Source organism: Pseudomonas delhiensis, from assembly GCF_900187975.1.
Lineage (GTDB): Bacteria > Pseudomonadota > Gammaproteobacteria > Pseudomonadales > Pseudomonadaceae > Pseudomonas > Pseudomonas delhiensis.
On record NZ_FZPC01000051.1, the window covers coordinates 1 to 14,679 of the forward strand.

At 65.9% G+C, this 14,679-nt stretch carries 14 protein-coding genes; all 14 read left to right on the forward strand.

All coding sequences use genetic code 11. The features are described from left to right. Positions 1 to 162: 162 nt before the first annotated feature. The 14 genes from CHC02_RS28830 (at position 163) to nuoF (ending at position 14,672) form a co-directional block, all read left to right on the forward strand. The gene (locus CHC02_RS28830; RefSeq protein WP_089394792.1) at positions 163 to 630 is read left to right on the forward strand and encodes an NUDIX hydrolase; all 468 of its coding nucleotides are present in this window, start codon (positions 163 to 165) and stop codon (positions 628 to 630) included. Positions 631 to 670: 40 nt separating this feature from the next. Further along, a complete protein-coding gene (gene mnmA, locus CHC02_RS28835) occupies positions 671 to 1,810 on the forward strand; it encodes a tRNA 2-thiouridine(34) synthase MnmA (protein WP_089394793.1) in 1,140 nt (379 codons plus the stop codon). Further along, complete coding sequence (gene hflD / locus CHC02_RS28840) at positions 1,807 to 2,433, forward strand: high frequency lysogenization protein HflD (RefSeq protein ID WP_089394794.1); 627 nt, start codon at positions 1,807 to 1,809, stop codon at positions 2,431 to 2,433. The genes mnmA and hflD overlap by 4 nt, the downstream gene beginning before the upstream one ends. A gap of 116 nt (positions 2,434 to 2,549) precedes the next feature. Beyond that, the gene (purB, locus tag CHC02_RS28845) at positions 2,550 to 3,920 is read left to right on the forward strand and encodes an adenylosuccinate lyase (RefSeq protein ID WP_089394795.1); all 1,371 of its coding nucleotides are present in this window, start codon (positions 2,550 to 2,552) and stop codon (positions 3,918 to 3,920) included. A gap of 60 nt (positions 3,921 to 3,980) precedes the next feature. After that, positions 3,981 to 5,156, forward strand: coding sequence for a ribosomal protein uL16 3-hydroxylase (locus CHC02_RS28850; RefSeq protein WP_089394796.1), 1,176 nt, complete (start codon positions 3,981 to 3,983; stop codon positions 5,154 to 5,156). Then, the gene (locus CHC02_RS28855; protein WP_089394797.1) at positions 5,149 to 5,577 is read left to right on the forward strand and encodes a GNAT family N-acetyltransferase; all 429 of its coding nucleotides are present in this window, start codon (positions 5,149 to 5,151) and stop codon (positions 5,575 to 5,577) included. Before CHC02_RS28850 ends, CHC02_RS28855 begins: the two co-directional genes overlap by 8 nt. A gap of 10 nt (positions 5,578 to 5,587) precedes the next feature. Next, positions 5,588 to 6,193 (forward strand): DUF7931 domain-containing protein, encoded by a 606-nt coding sequence (locus tag CHC02_RS28860; protein WP_089394798.1) that lies wholly within the window; start codon positions 5,588 to 5,590, stop codon positions 6,191 to 6,193. Next, positions 6,190 to 7,005: a secretin N-terminal domain-containing protein gene (locus CHC02_RS28865; protein WP_089394799.1), complete on the forward strand. Its 816-nt coding sequence runs from the start codon at positions 6,190 to 6,192 to the stop codon at positions 7,003 to 7,005. Before CHC02_RS28860 ends, CHC02_RS28865 begins: the two co-directional genes overlap by 4 nt. A 490-nt stretch (positions 7,006 to 7,495) precedes the next feature. Beyond that, positions 7,496 to 9,091 carry an isocitrate lyase gene (locus CHC02_RS28875; RefSeq protein ID WP_089394800.1) on the forward strand — a complete coding sequence of 532 codons (1,596 nt, stop codon included), beginning with the start codon at positions 7,496 to 7,498 and terminating at the stop codon, positions 9,089 to 9,091. Between the two features lie 795 nt (positions 9,092 to 9,886). After that, the gene (locus CHC02_RS28880) at positions 9,887 to 10,300 is read left to right on the forward strand and encodes an NADH-quinone oxidoreductase subunit A (protein WP_009623254.1); all 414 of its coding nucleotides are present in this window, start codon (positions 9,887 to 9,889) and stop codon (positions 10,298 to 10,300) included. Positions 10,301 to 10,310: 10 nt separating this feature from the next. Then, on the forward strand, positions 10,311 to 10,988 hold the full coding sequence (locus CHC02_RS28885) for a NuoB/complex I 20 kDa subunit family protein (protein WP_089394801.1): 678 nt from the start codon (positions 10,311 to 10,313) through the stop codon (positions 10,986 to 10,988). 59 nt (positions 10,989 to 11,047) lie between these two features. Continuing rightward, complete coding sequence (gene nuoC, locus CHC02_RS28890; RefSeq protein WP_089394802.1) at positions 11,048 to 12,829, forward strand: NADH-quinone oxidoreductase subunit C/D; 1,782 nt, start codon at positions 11,048 to 11,050, stop codon at positions 12,827 to 12,829. A gap of 2 nt (positions 12,830 to 12,831) precedes the next feature. After that, positions 12,832 to 13,326, forward strand: coding sequence for an NADH-quinone oxidoreductase subunit NuoE (nuoE, locus tag CHC02_RS28895; RefSeq protein ID WP_089394803.1), 495 nt, complete (start codon positions 12,832 to 12,834; stop codon positions 13,324 to 13,326). Beyond that, positions 13,323 to 14,672: an NADH-quinone oxidoreductase subunit NuoF gene (gene nuoF, locus CHC02_RS28900; RefSeq protein ID WP_089394804.1), complete on the forward strand. Its 1,350-nt coding sequence runs from the start codon at positions 13,323 to 13,325 to the stop codon at positions 14,670 to 14,672. Before nuoE ends, nuoF begins: the two co-directional genes overlap by 4 nt. Positions 14,673 to 14,679 lie beyond the last annotated feature (7 nt).

Below are 14,679 nucleotides of genomic sequence, written 5' to 3' on the forward strand. Positions count from 1 at the left end.
TGCTTTTTCATGGCCTCACCCTCACTGTCGCTGGCCTCTTAGAATGCCACCGTGGCGCCTCGACGCCTCGGTGAGGGTGAGTCCATCCAATTACAAAAGCCTCCACCCAACACCGCCCCGCCCTCCAGCGTTATCATGTCCATTTCCCCCGGAGGACCACCCATGCGCTGGCAACCGCACATCACAGTCGCCACCATCGTCGAGGACCAGGGCCGTTTCCTGCTGGTGGAGGAAACCTCCCACGGCAAGGCCGTGCTGAACCAGCCCGCCGGCCACCTGGAGGCCGACGAGAGCCTGCTGCAGGCCGCCGTGCGCGAAACCCTCGAGGAAACCGGCTGGGAAGTCGAACTGACCGCGGTCACCGGCATCTACCTCTATACCGCGCCGAGCAACGGCGTCACCTACCAGCGCGTGTGCTTCGCCGCCCGCCCGCTGCGGCACCGCCCGGAGCTGCCGCTGGACGACGGCATCATCGGCCCGCGCTGGCTGACCCGCGAGGAGCTGGAAGCCCGCAGGGACAGCTGGCGCAGCCACCTGGTAGCGCGCTGCATCGACGACTACCTGGCTGGCGGACGCTTCCCCCTGGCACTGATCCGCGATGCCGAACTGCCCGTGCCGAACCCGGCCTGATAGAATCCCGCTTTTGCACCGAAGCCCGCGATAGCCTGCCATGTCCGATTCCAGCCCCACCTCCTCCGTCCAGCCCGGCAAGGGCCGCGTCATCGTCGGCATGTCCGGCGGCGTGGACTCCTCGGTTTCCGCCCTCCTGCTCAAGGAGCAGGGCTACGAGGTGGAAGGCCTGTTCATGAAGAACTGGGAAGAGGACGACGGCACCGAATACTGCACCGCCATGACCGACCTGGCGGACGCCCAGGCCGTCTGCGACCGCATCGGCATCAGGCTGCACACCGCCAACTTCGCCGCCGAGTACTGGGACAACGTCTTCGAGTACTTCCTCGCCGAATACAAGGCCGGACGTACGCCGAACCCGGACATCCTGTGCAACCGCGAGATCAAGTTCAAGGCCTTCCTCGACTACGCCCTGGCCCTGGGCGCCGACCTGATCGCCACCGGCCACTACGTGCGCCGCCGCGACATCGACGGCCGCACCGAGCTGCTCAAGGGCCTGGACCCGAACAAGGACCAGAGCTACTTCCTCCACGCCGTGGGCGGCGAGCAGATCGCCCGCACGCTGTTCCCGGTGGGCGAGCTGGAGAAGCCGGAAGTGCGCGCCATCGCCGAGAAATACGGCCTGGCCACGGCGAAGAAGAAGGACTCCACCGGCATCTGCTTCATCGGCGAGCGCCGCTTCAGCGACTTCCTCAAGCAGTACCTGCCGGCCCAGCCGGGCGACATCGAGACCACCGACGGCACCGTCATCGGCCGCCATGCCGGGCTGATGTACCACACCATCGGCCAGCGCCAGGGCCTGGGCATCGGCGGCATGAAGAACGCCGACGACAGCCCCTGGTACGTGCTGGAGAAGGACCTGGCGCGCAACGTGCTGGTCGTCGGCCAGGGCAACGACCACCCCTGGCTGTTCTCCCGCGCCCTGCACGCCTCCAGCATCTTCTGGGTGAACCCGCTGGAGCTGCCCGAGCCGCGCGCATTGCGCGCCAAGGTGCGCTACCGCCAGGCCGACCAGGACTGCCTGCTGGAGCGCACCGCCGACGGCTACCGCGCGGTGTTCGACCAGCCGCAGCGCGCCGTCACCCCGGGCCAGTCCGTGGTGTTCTACGACGGCGAGGTGTGCCTGGGCGGTGGCGTGATCGAATCGGCCGAGCCGGCCTACCCCAAGGAGCGTGCATGAGCGAGTTGCGCGACCAACTGATCGCCCTCGCCGGCGTCTTCGAGGCCGCCGCCCTGGTGGACCGCCTGGCCCGCACCGGGCAGATTCCCGAAGCCCCGCTGGGCTGCATGCTCGGCAGCCTGCTGGTGCGCGAGCCGAAGACCACCCTGGACGTGTTCGGCGGCGACATCCACAACCTGCGCGAGGGCTTCCGCGCCCTGGCCAGCGCCCTGGAGCGCGACCCCAACAGCCTGCAGCGCGAACCGCTGCGCTACGCGCTGTCGCTGATCGGCCTGGAGCGCCAGCTGGCCAAGCGCGACGACATGCTCGACCTGATCGGCTCGCGCCTGGACCAGGTGCAGCAGCAGGTGCAGCACTTCGGCCTGGTCCACGAGAACGTCATCGCCTCCTGCGCCGGCCTCTACCAGGACACCCTGAGCACCTTCCGCCAGCGCATCCAGGTGCACGGCGACATGCGCTACCTGCAGATCAACGCCAACGCCGCGCGCATCCGCGCCCTGCTGCTGGCCGGCATCCGCTCCGCGCGCCTGTGGCGGCAGCTGGGCGGCAACCGCTGGCAAATGGTGTTCAGCCGGCGCAAGCTGCTGGGCGAACTGCGCCCGATCCTGCGCGGCGCCGACTGAAGCCGCCGGGGCGCCCGCACGGGCGCCTTCCGTATGGCAGCAAGTACGGGCGAAGGCGCGCCCATTCGTGTATGATGTGCGCCCTTTTCGTTGACCGACAGCCACGAGAACGCCCCATGCAGCTTTCCTCCCTTACCGCGGTTTCACCCGTCGACGGCCGCTACGGCAGCAAGACCAGCGCCCTGCGTCCGATCTTCAGCGAATACGGCCTGATCCGTTTCCGCGTCCTGGTGGAGGTCCGCTGGCTGCAGCGCCTCGCGGCGCACGCCGGCATCCCCGAGGTCGCGCCCTTCTCCGGCGAAGCCAACGCCCTGCTCGACAAGCTGGCCGAGGACTTCCAGCTGGAGCACGCGCAGCGCATCAAGGAAATCGAGCGCACCACCAACCACGACGTCAAGGCCGTGGAGTACCTGCTCAAGGAGCAGGCCGCCAAGCTGCCGGAACTGGCCAAGGTCAGCGAGTTCATCCACTTCGCCTGCACCAGCGAGGACATCAACAACCTGTCCCACGCCCTGATGCTGCGCGAAGGCCGCGACCAGGTGCTGCTGCCGCTGATGCGCCGGATCGCCGAGTCGATCCGCGAGCTGGCGGTCCAGTTCGCCGACGTCCCCATGCTCTCGCGCACCCACGGCCAGCCGGCCTCGCCGACCACCCTGGGCAAGGAACTGGCCAACGTGGTCTACCGCCTGGAGCGGCAGATCAGGCAGGTCGCCGACGTCGAGCTGCTGGGCAAGATCAACGGCGCGGTGGGCAACTACAACGCCCACCTGTCGGCCTACCCGCAGGTGGACTGGGAAGCCAACGCCCGCGAGTTCATCGTCCATGACCTGGGCCTGGCCTGGAACCCCTACACCACCCAGATCGAGCCGCACGACTACATCGCCGAGCTGTTCGACGCCATCGCCCGCTTCAACACCATCCTCATCGACTTCGACCGCGACGTCTGGGGCTACATCTCCCTGGGCTACTTCAAGCAGAAGACCGTGGCCGGCGAGATCGGCTCCTCGACCATGCCGCACAAGGTCAACCCGATCGACTTCGAGAACTCCGAGGGCAACCTGGGCATCGCCAACGCGATCTTCCAGCACCTGGCCAGCAAGCTGCCGATCTCCCGCTGGCAGCGCGACCTGACCGACTCCACCGTGCTGCGCAACCTGGGCGTCGGCTTCGCCCACAGCGTCATCGCCTTTGAGGCCAGCCTCAAGGGCATCGGCAAGCTGGAGCTGAACGCCGCGCGCATCGCCGAAGACCTGGACGCCTGCTGGGAAGTCCTGGCCGAGCCGGTGCAGACCGTGATGCGCCGCTACGGCATCGAGAACCCCTACGAGAAGCTCAAGGAGCTGACCCGCGGCAAAGGCATCAGCGCCGAGGCCCTGCAGGTGTTCATCGACGGCCTCGACATGCCCGCCGAAGCCAAGGCCGAGCTGAAGAAGCTGACCCCGGCGAACTACGTCGGCAACGCCGCCGCCCAGGCCAAGCGCATCTGACATGCGCTGAACATTTGCACGCCCGGCTGTGCCGGGCGTTTTTGTTTCAAGGACTTACATATGAATCCTGCTATTCCTCTTCAGCTCCTGGGCGGCATCAGCGCCGATGAATTCCTCCGCGACTACTGGCAGAAGAAACCCCTGCTGGTGCGCCAGGCCATCCCCGGTTTCGAAAGCCCGCTGGAGGCCGACGAACTGGCCGGCCTGTCCCTGGAGGACAGCGTCGAGTCGCGCATCGTCCTCGAACACGGCAACACCCCCTGGGAAATGCGCCGCGGCCCCTTCAGCGAAGACACCTACAAGGAACTGCCCGAGCGCGACTGGACCCTGCTGGTGCAGGCCGTCGACCAGTTCGTGCCGGAGGTCGCCGAACTGCTGGAGCACTTCAGGTTCCTGCCCAGCTGGCGCATCGACGACGTGATGATCAGCTACGCAGCTCCCGGCGGCGGCGTAGGGCCGCACTTCGACAACTACGACGTGTTCCTGCTGCAGGGCCACGGCCGCCGCCGCTGGAAGATCGGCCAGCTGTGCGATGCCGACAGCCCGATGCTGCAGCACGCCGACCTGCGCATCCTGGCCGACTTCCAGCAGAGCGACGAATGGGTGCTGGAACCCGGCGACATGCTCTACCTGCCGCCGCGCGTGGCCCACTACGGCATCGCCGAGGACGAGTGCATGACCTACTCGGTGGGCTTCCGCGCGCCCAGCGCCGCCGAGGTGCTGACCCACTTCACCGACTTCCTCGCCCAGTTCCTCTCCGACGAGGAGCGCTACACCGATGCCGGCATGGCCGCGGTGAAGAGCGGCGAGGACCAGCACAAGATCCAGCGCGACGCCCTCGACCGTCTGAAGAACCTGCTGCAGGAGCACATGAGCGACGAACGCCTGCTGCTCACCTGGTTCGGCCAGTTCATGACCGAGCCGCGCTACCCGGAACTGGTGGCCGGCGAGGAAATCGACGACGCGGACCTGCGCCAGGCCCTCGAGGACGGCGCCGTGCTGGTGCGCAACCCCAGCGCGCGCCTGGCCTGGAGCGAAGTGGACGTCGGCCTGCTGCTGTTCTCCAGCGGCCAGAGCGTGGTGCTGCCCAAGGCCATGGAGCCGCTGCTCAAGCTGGTGTGCTCGGCGGACGCGCTGCACAGCGACAACCTCGGCCAATGGCTGGGCGATGAGGATGGGCGTAAGCTGTTGGCAGAATTGGTCAAACAGGGCAGTTTGGAGTTTGCCGATGAGTAACAAGATCAGGGTTCGCCTGGCCGACTGGCAGAAGGACAATGCCGACCTGCGGCGCATCCGCGAGGCGGTCTTCATCGCCGAGCAATCGGTGCCGCCGGAACTGGAATGGGATGCCGAGGACGCGGAAGCCGTGCACTTCCTCGCCTTCGAGGGGGACTACGCGATCGGCACGGCGCGCCTGCTGCCCGACGGCCACATCGGCCGGGTGTCGGTACTCAGGGACTGGCGCGGGCTGAAGGTCGGCGACCAGTTGATGCGCGCCGCCATCGAGGAAGCCGAGCGCCGCCAGCTCAAGCGCCAGCTTCTGACCGCCCAGGTCTACGCCATCCCCTTCTACGAGCGGCTAGGCTTCAAGGTGGCCAGCGGCGAATTCCTCGAAGCCGGCCTGCCCCACGTCGACATGGTGCGCGAGAGCGCCTGAGGAAGCCGCGATGAAAGACGCCCCGGAACATGAAGGCATCGACTTCCATTCCCCGGGGCGTTTTACCGTGCACAACCCGGAACCCGAGCTGCCAGCCTCGCAACCCTGGGAGCCGGCGCCGTTGCGCCTCGGCGACGACAGCGGCCTGCAGCGCTTCGGCGAACCCCAGGCCGCCCGCAGCCACGCCCTGGCCCTGATGCAACAGGCCCAGCGCAACCTGTGCCTGTACAGCCCGGACCTGGAAGCCTGGCTGTACAACCACAGCAGCATCCAGCAGGCCTGCACCCGCCTGCTGCTGCGCCACCCGCAGAACCGCCTGCGCATCCTCCTGCGCGACAGCACCCGCCCGGTCAAGGAAGGCCACCGCCTGCTCAACCTCAGCCGGCGCCTGTCCAGCAACCTGCACATCCGCCTGCTCAACCCGGACTACCCGAGCCCGGAACAGGCCTTCCTGCTCGCCGACCAGCTCGGCCTGCTGCTGCGAACCGAACCGGCGCTGCCCGCCGGCCACGCCCACTACAACGACCCCGGCCGCGTCCGCCAACTGCAGGCGCAGTTCGACCAGGCCTGGGACACCAGCCTGTCCGACCCGAACCTGCGGAGCTTCCTGTTGTGAGCCATCGCCGAACCGCCCTGCTCCTCGCCTGCGCCATCAGCCTGGCCGCCCAGGCCGCGCCGCGCACCGAGATCCTGCCGCTGAGCTACCGCACCGCCGACGAAATACTGCCGGTGGCGCAGCAGGTCCTGGGCAACGAAGGCCGGGTGACCGCCTACGGCAACCAGTTGGTGGTCAACGCCGAGCCGGCGAAGATCCGCGAACTGCAGCAGGTGCTGGAGCAACTGGACACCCGCCCCCACCGCCTGCTGATCAGCGTCGACACCAGCGACTCCAGCCAGCGCAGCCGCAGCGGCTACTCGGTGAACGGCTCGGCCAGCGTCGGCAACGTCGAGATCCAGAGCGGCCGCGGCGAGGTCCACGGCCGCGACCAGGTGCGCATCATCGACAGCTCCACCGCCAGCCGCAGCGGCGGCGTGCAGCAGGTCCAGACCACCGAGGGCTCGCCGGCGCTGATCCAGGTCGGCCAGAGCCAGCCGGTGTACAACGTCGGCGTCGGCCCCTACGGCCAGGTCTACAGCCAGACCCAGTACCGCGACGCCAACCGCGGCATGTACGTGACCGCCACCTTGAGCGGCAACATCGTCCACATCGCCCTGGACACCCGCAACGACCGCTTCAACAACAGCGCCCCCGGCGCCATGGACACCGCCGGCACCAGCACCCGCCTCAGCGGCCGCCTCGGCGAGTGGATCGAGGTGGGCGGCACCAGCGAAAACAGCCGCAGCGACCAGGGCGGCCTGACACGCAACTACAGCACCCAGGGCCGCAGCGACAGCAGCCTGCGGGTGAAGGTCGAAGTGCTCGACTGAGCCTTCCGGAGGTGACCGGGGAGTCCTCCTTAGACCTTCGTGTAGTAGTCCAAAAAAAACACTACAAAACGTTTGACGAACGATTGTTCGAAAGGCATGATGGCCTCGCTCCCGCTAACCAGGGGCCCTGAACCGGGCCTCCGGACCGAGGCCACAGCCCACTCGTTGTGCCGGTCCGTGTTGTTACAGCCCACAAGGCGAAATGACGAGGTTGCGACTGGCAAGAAGTTGTCCTGAGGGACGGGGAAGCAAACAACGTATCAGCAAGATGGTCGAATGCAGCCATTCGCCCTCGCCCAACGGCAGCCACGAGCCGGCAAGCGATCCCGGATGCCATCGCTGCGATCATCTACCTGTTCGCCCGCTCCACCCCCTCTCCCTCTGCGTCAATCCTTCCAGTCGTCATTTCGCCATCTGCGGCGAGCAAGCCCACGGGTCCTGCGTGGGAAGTCGGTGCTCAACCAACACATTTTTTGAAGGATTGTTGACCATGTCCGCATATCAGAACGACATCAAGGCCGTTGCCGCCCTGAAAGAGAAGTTCGGCAGCAGCTGGAGCGCTATCAACCCCGAGTCCGTCGCCCGTATGCGCGCCCAGAACCGCTTCAAGACTGGGCTGGACATCGCCAAGTACACCGCGGCCATCATGCGCAAGGACATGGCCGAGTACGACGCCGACGCTTCCGTCTACACCCAGTCGCTGGGCTGCTGGCACGGCTTCATCGGTCAGCAGAAGCTGATCTCCATCAAGAAGCACCTGAAGACCACCAACAAGCGCTACCTCTACCTGTCCGGCTGGATGGTCGCCGCGCTGCGCTCGGACTTCGGCCCGCTGCCCGACCAGTCCATGCACGAGAAGACTGCCGTCTCCAGCCTGATCGAAGAGCTGTACACCTTCCTGCGCCAGGCTGACGCCCGCGAACTGGACCTGCTGTTCACCGCCCTGGACGCCGCCCGCGAAGCCGGCGACAAGGCCAAGCAGGAAGAGATCCAGAACCAGATCGACAACTACGAAACCCACGTGGTGCCGATCATCGCCGACATCGACGCCGGCTTCGGCAACCCGGAAGCCACCTACCTGCTGGCCAAGAAGATGATCGAAGCCGGTGCCTGCTGCATCCAGATCGAGAACCAGGTTTCCGACGAGAAGCAGTGCGGCCACCAGGACGGTAAAGTGACCGTTCCGCACGAAGACTTCCTCGCCAAGATCGCCGCCGTTCGCTACGCCTTCCTCGAGCTGGGCGTTGACGATGGCGTGATCGTCGCCCGTACCGACTCCCTGGGCGCCGGCCTGACCAAGCAGATCGCCGTGACCAAGCAACCGGGCGACCTGGGCGACCAGTACAACTCCTTCCTGGACTGCGACGAAATCAGCCCGGCCGAACTGCAGAACGGCGACGTGGTGATCAACCGCGGCGGCAAGCTGCTGCGTCCCAAGCGCCTGCCGTCCAACCTGTTCCAGTTCCGCAAGGGCACCGGCGAAGACCGCTGCGTCCTGGACTGCATCACCTCGCTGCAGAACGGCGCCGACCTGCTGTGGATCGAAACCGAGAAGCCGCACGTTGGCCAGATCAAGGGCATGGTCGACCGCATCCGCGAAGTCATCCCGAACGCCAAGCTGGTCTACAACAACAGCCCGTCCTTCAACTGGACCCTGAACTTCCGCCAGCAGGTGTTCGATGCGTTCGTCGCCGAAGGCAAGGACGTTTCCGCCTACGACCGCGCCAAGCTGATGAGCGTCGAGTACGACGAGACCGAGCTGGCCCAGATCGCCGACGAGAAGATCCGCACCTTCCAGCGCGACGGCTCGGCCCACGCCGGCATCTTCCACCACCTGATCACCCTGCCGACCTACCACACCGCGGCCCTGTCCACCGACAATCTGGCCAAGGGCTACTTCGCCGACCAGGGCATGCTGGCCTACGTGAAGGGCGTGCAGCGTCAGGAAATCCGCCAGGGCATCGCCTGCGTCAAGCACCAGAACATGGCCGGCTCCGACATCGGCGACAACCACAAGGAGTACTTCGCCGGCGAAGCCGCGCTGAAGGCCTCGGGCAAAGACAACACCATGAACCAGTTCCACTAAGGACAGGTTCACCCGGCCCCTCGGGGCCGGGATGCGGACCGGCCGCAAAGGTGTAGCTCCAGAAAAACGCCGTTCCCCCAGGGGAACGGCGTTTTTTCATGTCCGGCGCGCGAATCGCGGGCAGGGCCCGCTCCTACAATTGCAGTGAGGCATGGTATTCCTCCTGTAGGAGCGCGCCCTACGCGCGAAACGAGCTATCGCGAACCAGGGTTCGCGAGCAAGCTCGCTCCTACGCCGCCCCACCCGCACCACATCCCTGTAGGAGCGCGCCCTGCGCGCGAAATCGCGGACGGAGTCCGCTCCTACGGGCCCGCCACGAGGCACGGCGCGCCCCTGCGCGCCATCCGCGCCCCGCCCCGCCACGGCTCATTGGGAAATTCCCGACGACAATTGACGCCCATAAACCCATAAAACGGCCGACAATAAAAAGTACGACGCCTATATGTAGTAAAGTTACGGATAAACGACACCGCGAATGATAATATTTATCATTTATGGGGCAACGGAAATACTTTCTTCTTATCTGCAAAAGTGCCATTCGACCAAAGCCTCACCCGCGCCAGCCCAGGCGCGGAGCGGCCTGCAGCCGTGGGCCGGACAAAAATGCAAAAGGCTTTTGCCGGATTTGGAAGCATCTGTTTGTGTTAGAAAAATTTACTTGCCCGAGGCTTTGGGCATAAAATTGGAAAGATCACTCGAACCCTTAGCTCGCTATCTTGAGCCCGAGGTTCATGCAGACGGGCGAATGCCCGGAATCCAAGACCACCGCTAATTTTTGTAGGAAGGAGTATCGGCATGCCCAACCCAGCTGAACTTGCAGCTCAACACTGGGGACTCGCCGCCTTCCTTCTAGGCGTGGTCGGCCTGCTGGCCTTCATGCTAGGGGTTTCCTCGCTGCTGGGCAGCAAGGCATTTGGTCGCAGCAAGAACGAGCCCTTCGAATCCGGCATCGTTCCCACCGGCAGCGCACGCCTGCGCCTGTCGGCAAAATTCTATCTGGTCGCGATGCTCTTCGTGATCTTCGATGTCGAAGCCCTCTTCCTCTTCGCCTGGTCCGTGTCCGTCCGTGAAAGCGGTTGGGCCGGTCTGGTCGAGGCCACCATTTTCATTGCAATTCTGTTGGCAGGTCTTGTCTATCTATGGCGGGTCGGCGCGCTCGATTGGGCGCCGGCGGCTCGTCGCGAGCGGCAGGCGAAGCTAAAACAATGAGGCTTTGGCGATGCAATACAAACTTACCCGGATCGACCCCGATGCGGCCAACGATCAGTACCCGATCGGCCAGCGCGAAACGGTAGACGACCCCCTCGTAGAGGGGCAGGTCCACAAGAACATCTTCATGGGCAAGCTCGAGGATGTTCTCAACGGTGCCGTCAACTGGGGTCGCAAGAACTCGCTGTGGCCCTACAACTTCGGCCTGTCCTGCTGCTACGTGGAGATGACCACGGCGTTCACCGCGCCGCACGACATCGCCCGCTTCGGCGCCGAAGTAATTCGTGCGTCGCCGCGCCAGGCGGACTTCATGGTCATCGCCGGCACCTGCTTCATCAAGATGGCCCCGGTCATCCAGCGCCTGTACGAGCAGATGCTGGAGCCCAAGTGGGTGATCTCCATGGGCTCGTGCGCCAACTCCGGCGGCATGTACGACATCTACTCGGTGGTCCAGGGGGTCGACAAGTTCCTCCCCGTGGACGTCTACATCCCCGGCTGCCCGCCCCGCCCCGAGGCGTTCCTGCAAGGCCTGATGCTGCTGCAGGAATCCATCGGCCAGGAGCGTCGCCCGTTGTCCTGGGTGGTTGGCGATCAAGGCATCTACCGTGCCGAAATGCCTGCCCAGAAGGACCTCAAGCGCGAACAGCGCATTGCGGTCACCAACCTGCGCAGCCCCGACGAAGTGTGAAGCGGACCTCCACGAGAGGCCCTTCTTCACTCCACCGTTGACCGATAGCGACCGAGACCATGACCGCAGACTCCGCTCTGTACATCCCGCCCTATAAGGCGGACGACCAAGACATAGTCGTCGAACTGAATTCCCGCTTTGGCGCCGAGACCTTCACCGTCCAGGCCACCCGCACCGGCATGCCGGTCCTGTGGGTGAGCCGCGAGAAGCTGATCGACGTCCTCACCTTCCTGCGCAACGTACCCAAGCCCTACGTGATGCTCTACGACCTGCACGGGGTCGACGAGCGCCTGCGCACCCACCGTCGCGGCCTGCCGGGCGCCGACTTCAGCGTGTTCTACCACCTGATGTCGCTCGAGCGTAACAGTGACGTGATGATCAAGGTGGCCCTGTCCGAAGGCGACCTCAACCTGCCCACCGCCACCCGTATCTGGCCGAACGCCAACTGGTACGAGCGTGAGGTCTGGGACATGTACGGCATCCACTTCAACGGCCACCCGCACCTGGTCCGCATGCTGATGCCGCCGACCTGGCAGGGCCACCCGCTGCGCAAGGACTACCCGGCGCGCGCCACCGAGTTCGACCCCTACTCCCTCTCCGTCGCCAAGCAGGAGCTGGAGCAGGAGGCCCTGCGCTTCAAGCCCGAGGACTGGGGCATGAAGCGCCACGGCGAGAACGAGGACTTCATGTTCCTCAACCTCGGCCCGAACCACCCCTCCGCCCACGGTGCCTTCCGCATCATCCTGCAGCTCGACGGCGAGGAAATCCTCGACTGCGTGCCGGAGATCGGCTACCACCACCGCGGCGCCGAGAAGATGGCCGAGCGCCAGTCCTGGCACAGCTTCATCCCCTACACCGACCGCATCGACTACCTCGGCGGGGTGATGAACAACCTGCCGTACGTGCTCTCGGTGGAGAAGCTCGCCGGCATCAAGGTGCCGCAGCGCGTCGACGTCATCCGCATCATGATGTCGGAGTTCTTCCGCATCCTGAACCACCTGCTGTACCTGGGCACCTACATCCAGGACGTCGGCGCCATGACCCCGGTGTTCTTCACCTTCACCGACCGCCAGCGCGCCTACAAGGTGGTCGAGGCCATCACCGGCTTCCGCCTGCACCCGGCCTGGTACCGCATCGGCGGCGTCGCCCACGACCTGCCGCGCGGCTGGGACAAGCTGGTCCGCGAATTCCTCGACTGGATGCCCAAGCGCCTGGACGAGTACGAGAAGGCCGCCCTGCAGAACAGCATCCTGCGCGGCCGTACCATCGGCGTTGCGCAGTACAACACCAAGGAAGCCCTGGAGTGGGGCACCACCGGCGCCGGCCTGCGCGCCACCGGCTGCGACTTCGACCTGCGCAAGGCCCGCCCCTACTCCGGCTACGAGAACTTCGAGTTCGAAGTGCCGCTGGCCCACAACGGCGACGCCTACGACCGCTGCATGGTCAAGATGGGCGAGATGCGCCAGAGCCTGCGCATCATCGAGCAGTGCCTGAAGAACATGCCCGAGGGCCCGTACAAGGCCGACCACCCGCTGACCACGCCGCCGCCCAAAGAGCGCACGCTGCAGCACATCGAGACGCTGATCACCCACTTCCTGCAGGTTTCCTGGGGCCCGGTCATGCCGGCCAACGAAGCCTTCCAGATGGTCGAGGCGACCAAGGGCATCAACAGCTACTACCTGACGAGCGATGGCAGCACCATGAGCTACCGGACCCGCATCCGCACGCCCAGCTTCGCGCACCTGCAACAGATTCCGTCGGTCATCAACGGCAGCATGATCGCCGACCTGATCGCCTATCTGGGCAGCATCGACTTCGTTATGGCTGACGTGGACCGCTGATCATGAGCACCATCATCCAGACTGACCGTTTCGCCCTGAGCGAAACCGAGCGCTCGGCCATCGAGCACGAACTGCACCACTACGAGGACGCCCGCGCGGCGTCCATCGAAGCCCTGAAGATCGTCCAGAAGGAACGTGGCTGGGTGCCGGACGGCGCCATCGGCGCGATCGCCGAGATCCTCGGCATCCCCGACAGCGACGTCGAGGGCGTGGCCACCTTCTACAGCCAGATCTTCCGCCAGCCGGTGGGCCGCCACATCATCCGCGTGTGCGACAGCATGGTCTGCTACATCGGCGGCCACGAGTCCGTCGTCGGCGAGATCCAGAAGCAGCTGGGCATCGGCCTCGGCCAGACCACCGCCGACGGCCGCTTCACCCTGCTGCCGGTGTGCTGCCTGGGCAACTGCGACAAGGCCCCGGCGCTGATGATCGACGACGATACCCACGGCAACCTCGAGCCGTCGGCGGTCGCCAAACTGCTGGAGGCCTACGCATGACCGTCCTCACCTCCTACGGCACGCCCAACCGCACCGCGCGCGCCGCGGAAACCCACCCGCTGACCTGGCGCCTGCGCGACGACGGCGCCCCGGTCTGGCTGGAGGAATACCAGGCCAAGAACGGCTATGCCGCCGCGCGCAAGGCGCTGGCCGAGATGGCCGCCGACGACATCGTGCAGACCGTCAAGGACTCCGGCCTCAAGGGCCGCGGCGGTGCGGGCTTCCCCACCGGCGTGAAGTGGGGCCTGATGCCCAAGGACGAATCCCTCAACATCCGCTACCTGCTGTGCAACGCGGACGAGATGGAGCCCAACACCTGGAAGGACCGCATGCTCATGGAGCAGCTGCCGCACCTGCTGGTGGAAGGCATGCTGATCTCCGCGCGCGCGCTGAAGGCCTACCGCGGCTACATCTTCCTGCGTGGCGAGTACGTCGACGCGGCGCGCAACCTCAACCGCGCCATCGACGAAGCCAAGGCCGCGGGCCTGCTGGGCAAGAACATCCTCGGCAGCGGCTTCGACTTCGAGCTGTTCGTCCACACCGGCGCCGGCCGCTACATCTGCGGCGAAGAAACCGCGCTGATCAACTCCCTGGAAGGCCGCCGCGCCAACCCGCGCTCCAAGCCGCCCTTCCCCGCCGCCGTCGGCGTCTGGGGCAAGCCCACCTGCGTCAACAACGTCGAGACCCTGTGCAACGTGCCGGCGATCGTCGAGAACGGCGTCGAGTGGTACAAGGGCCTGGCGCGCCCGGGCAGCGAGGACATGGGCACCAAGCTCATGGGCTTCTCCGGCAAGGTGCAGAACCCCGGCATCTGGGAACTGCCCTTCGGCATCCCGGTGCGCGAGGTCTTCGAGGACTACGCCGGCGGCATGCGCGAGGGCTACAAGCTCAAGGCCTGGCAGCCCGGCGGCGCCGGCACCGGCTTCCTGCTCCCCGAGCACATGGACGCCCTGTTCTACGCCGGCGGCATCGCCAAGGTCGGCACCCGCATGGGCACCGGCCTGGCCATGGCGGTGGACGACAGCATCAACATGGTCTCGCTGCTGCGCAACATGGAGGAGTTCTTCGCCCGCGAGTCGTGCGGCTGGTGCACCCCGTGCCGCGACGGCCTGCCGTGGAGCGTGAAGCTCCTGCGCGCGCTGGAGCGTGGCGAAGGCCAGCCCGGCGACCTCGAGACCCTCGAGCAGCTGGTCAACTTCCTCGGCCCCGGCAAGACCTTCTGCGCCCACGCACCGGGCGCCGTCGAACCGCTGGGCAGTGCCTTGAAATATTTCCGTCCCGAGTTCGAAGCGGGCGTCTCCCGCCAGGCTCAGGCCGCGCCGCAACCGCAACGCGTCGGCGCGTAAAGCTTTG

Excerpts from the sequence above, each read along its gene's own strand:
- CHC02_RS28830 (WP_089394792.1), top strand. The coding sequence starts at position 163 with ATGCGCTGGCAACCGCACATCACAGTCGCCACCATCGTCGAGGACCAG.
- mnmA (WP_089394793.1), top strand. The coding sequence starts at position 671 with ATGTCCGATTCCAGCCCCACCTCCTCCGTCCAGCCCGGCAAGGGCCGC.
- hflD (WP_089394794.1), top strand. The coding sequence starts at position 1,807 with ATGAGCGAGTTGCGCGACCAACTGATCGCCCTCGCCGGCGTCTTCGAG.
- purB (WP_089394795.1), top strand. The coding sequence starts at position 2,550 with ATGCAGCTTTCCTCCCTTACCGCGGTTTCACCCGTCGACGGCCGCTAC.
- CHC02_RS28850 (WP_089394796.1), top strand. The coding sequence starts at position 3,981 with ATGAATCCTGCTATTCCTCTTCAGCTCCTGGGCGGCATCAGCGCCGAT.
- CHC02_RS28855 (WP_089394797.1), top strand. The coding sequence starts at position 5,149 with ATGAGTAACAAGATCAGGGTTCGCCTGGCCGACTGGCAGAAGGACAAT.
- CHC02_RS28860 (WP_089394798.1), top strand. The coding sequence starts at position 5,588 with ATGAAAGACGCCCCGGAACATGAAGGCATCGACTTCCATTCCCCGGGG.
- CHC02_RS28875 (WP_089394800.1), top strand. The coding sequence starts at position 7,496 with ATGTCCGCATATCAGAACGACATCAAGGCCGTTGCCGCCCTGAAAGAG.
- CHC02_RS28880 (WP_009623254.1), top strand. The coding sequence starts at position 9,887 with ATGCCCAACCCAGCTGAACTTGCAGCTCAACACTGGGGACTCGCCGCC.
- CHC02_RS28885 (WP_089394801.1), top strand. The coding sequence starts at position 10,311 with ATGCAATACAAACTTACCCGGATCGACCCCGATGCGGCCAACGATCAG.
- nuoC (WP_089394802.1), top strand. The coding sequence starts at position 11,048 with ATGACCGCAGACTCCGCTCTGTACATCCCGCCCTATAAGGCGGACGAC.
- nuoE (WP_089394803.1), top strand. The coding sequence starts at position 12,832 with ATGAGCACCATCATCCAGACTGACCGTTTCGCCCTGAGCGAAACCGAG.
- nuoF (WP_089394804.1), top strand. The coding sequence starts at position 13,323 with ATGACCGTCCTCACCTCCTACGGCACGCCCAACCGCACCGCGCGCGCC.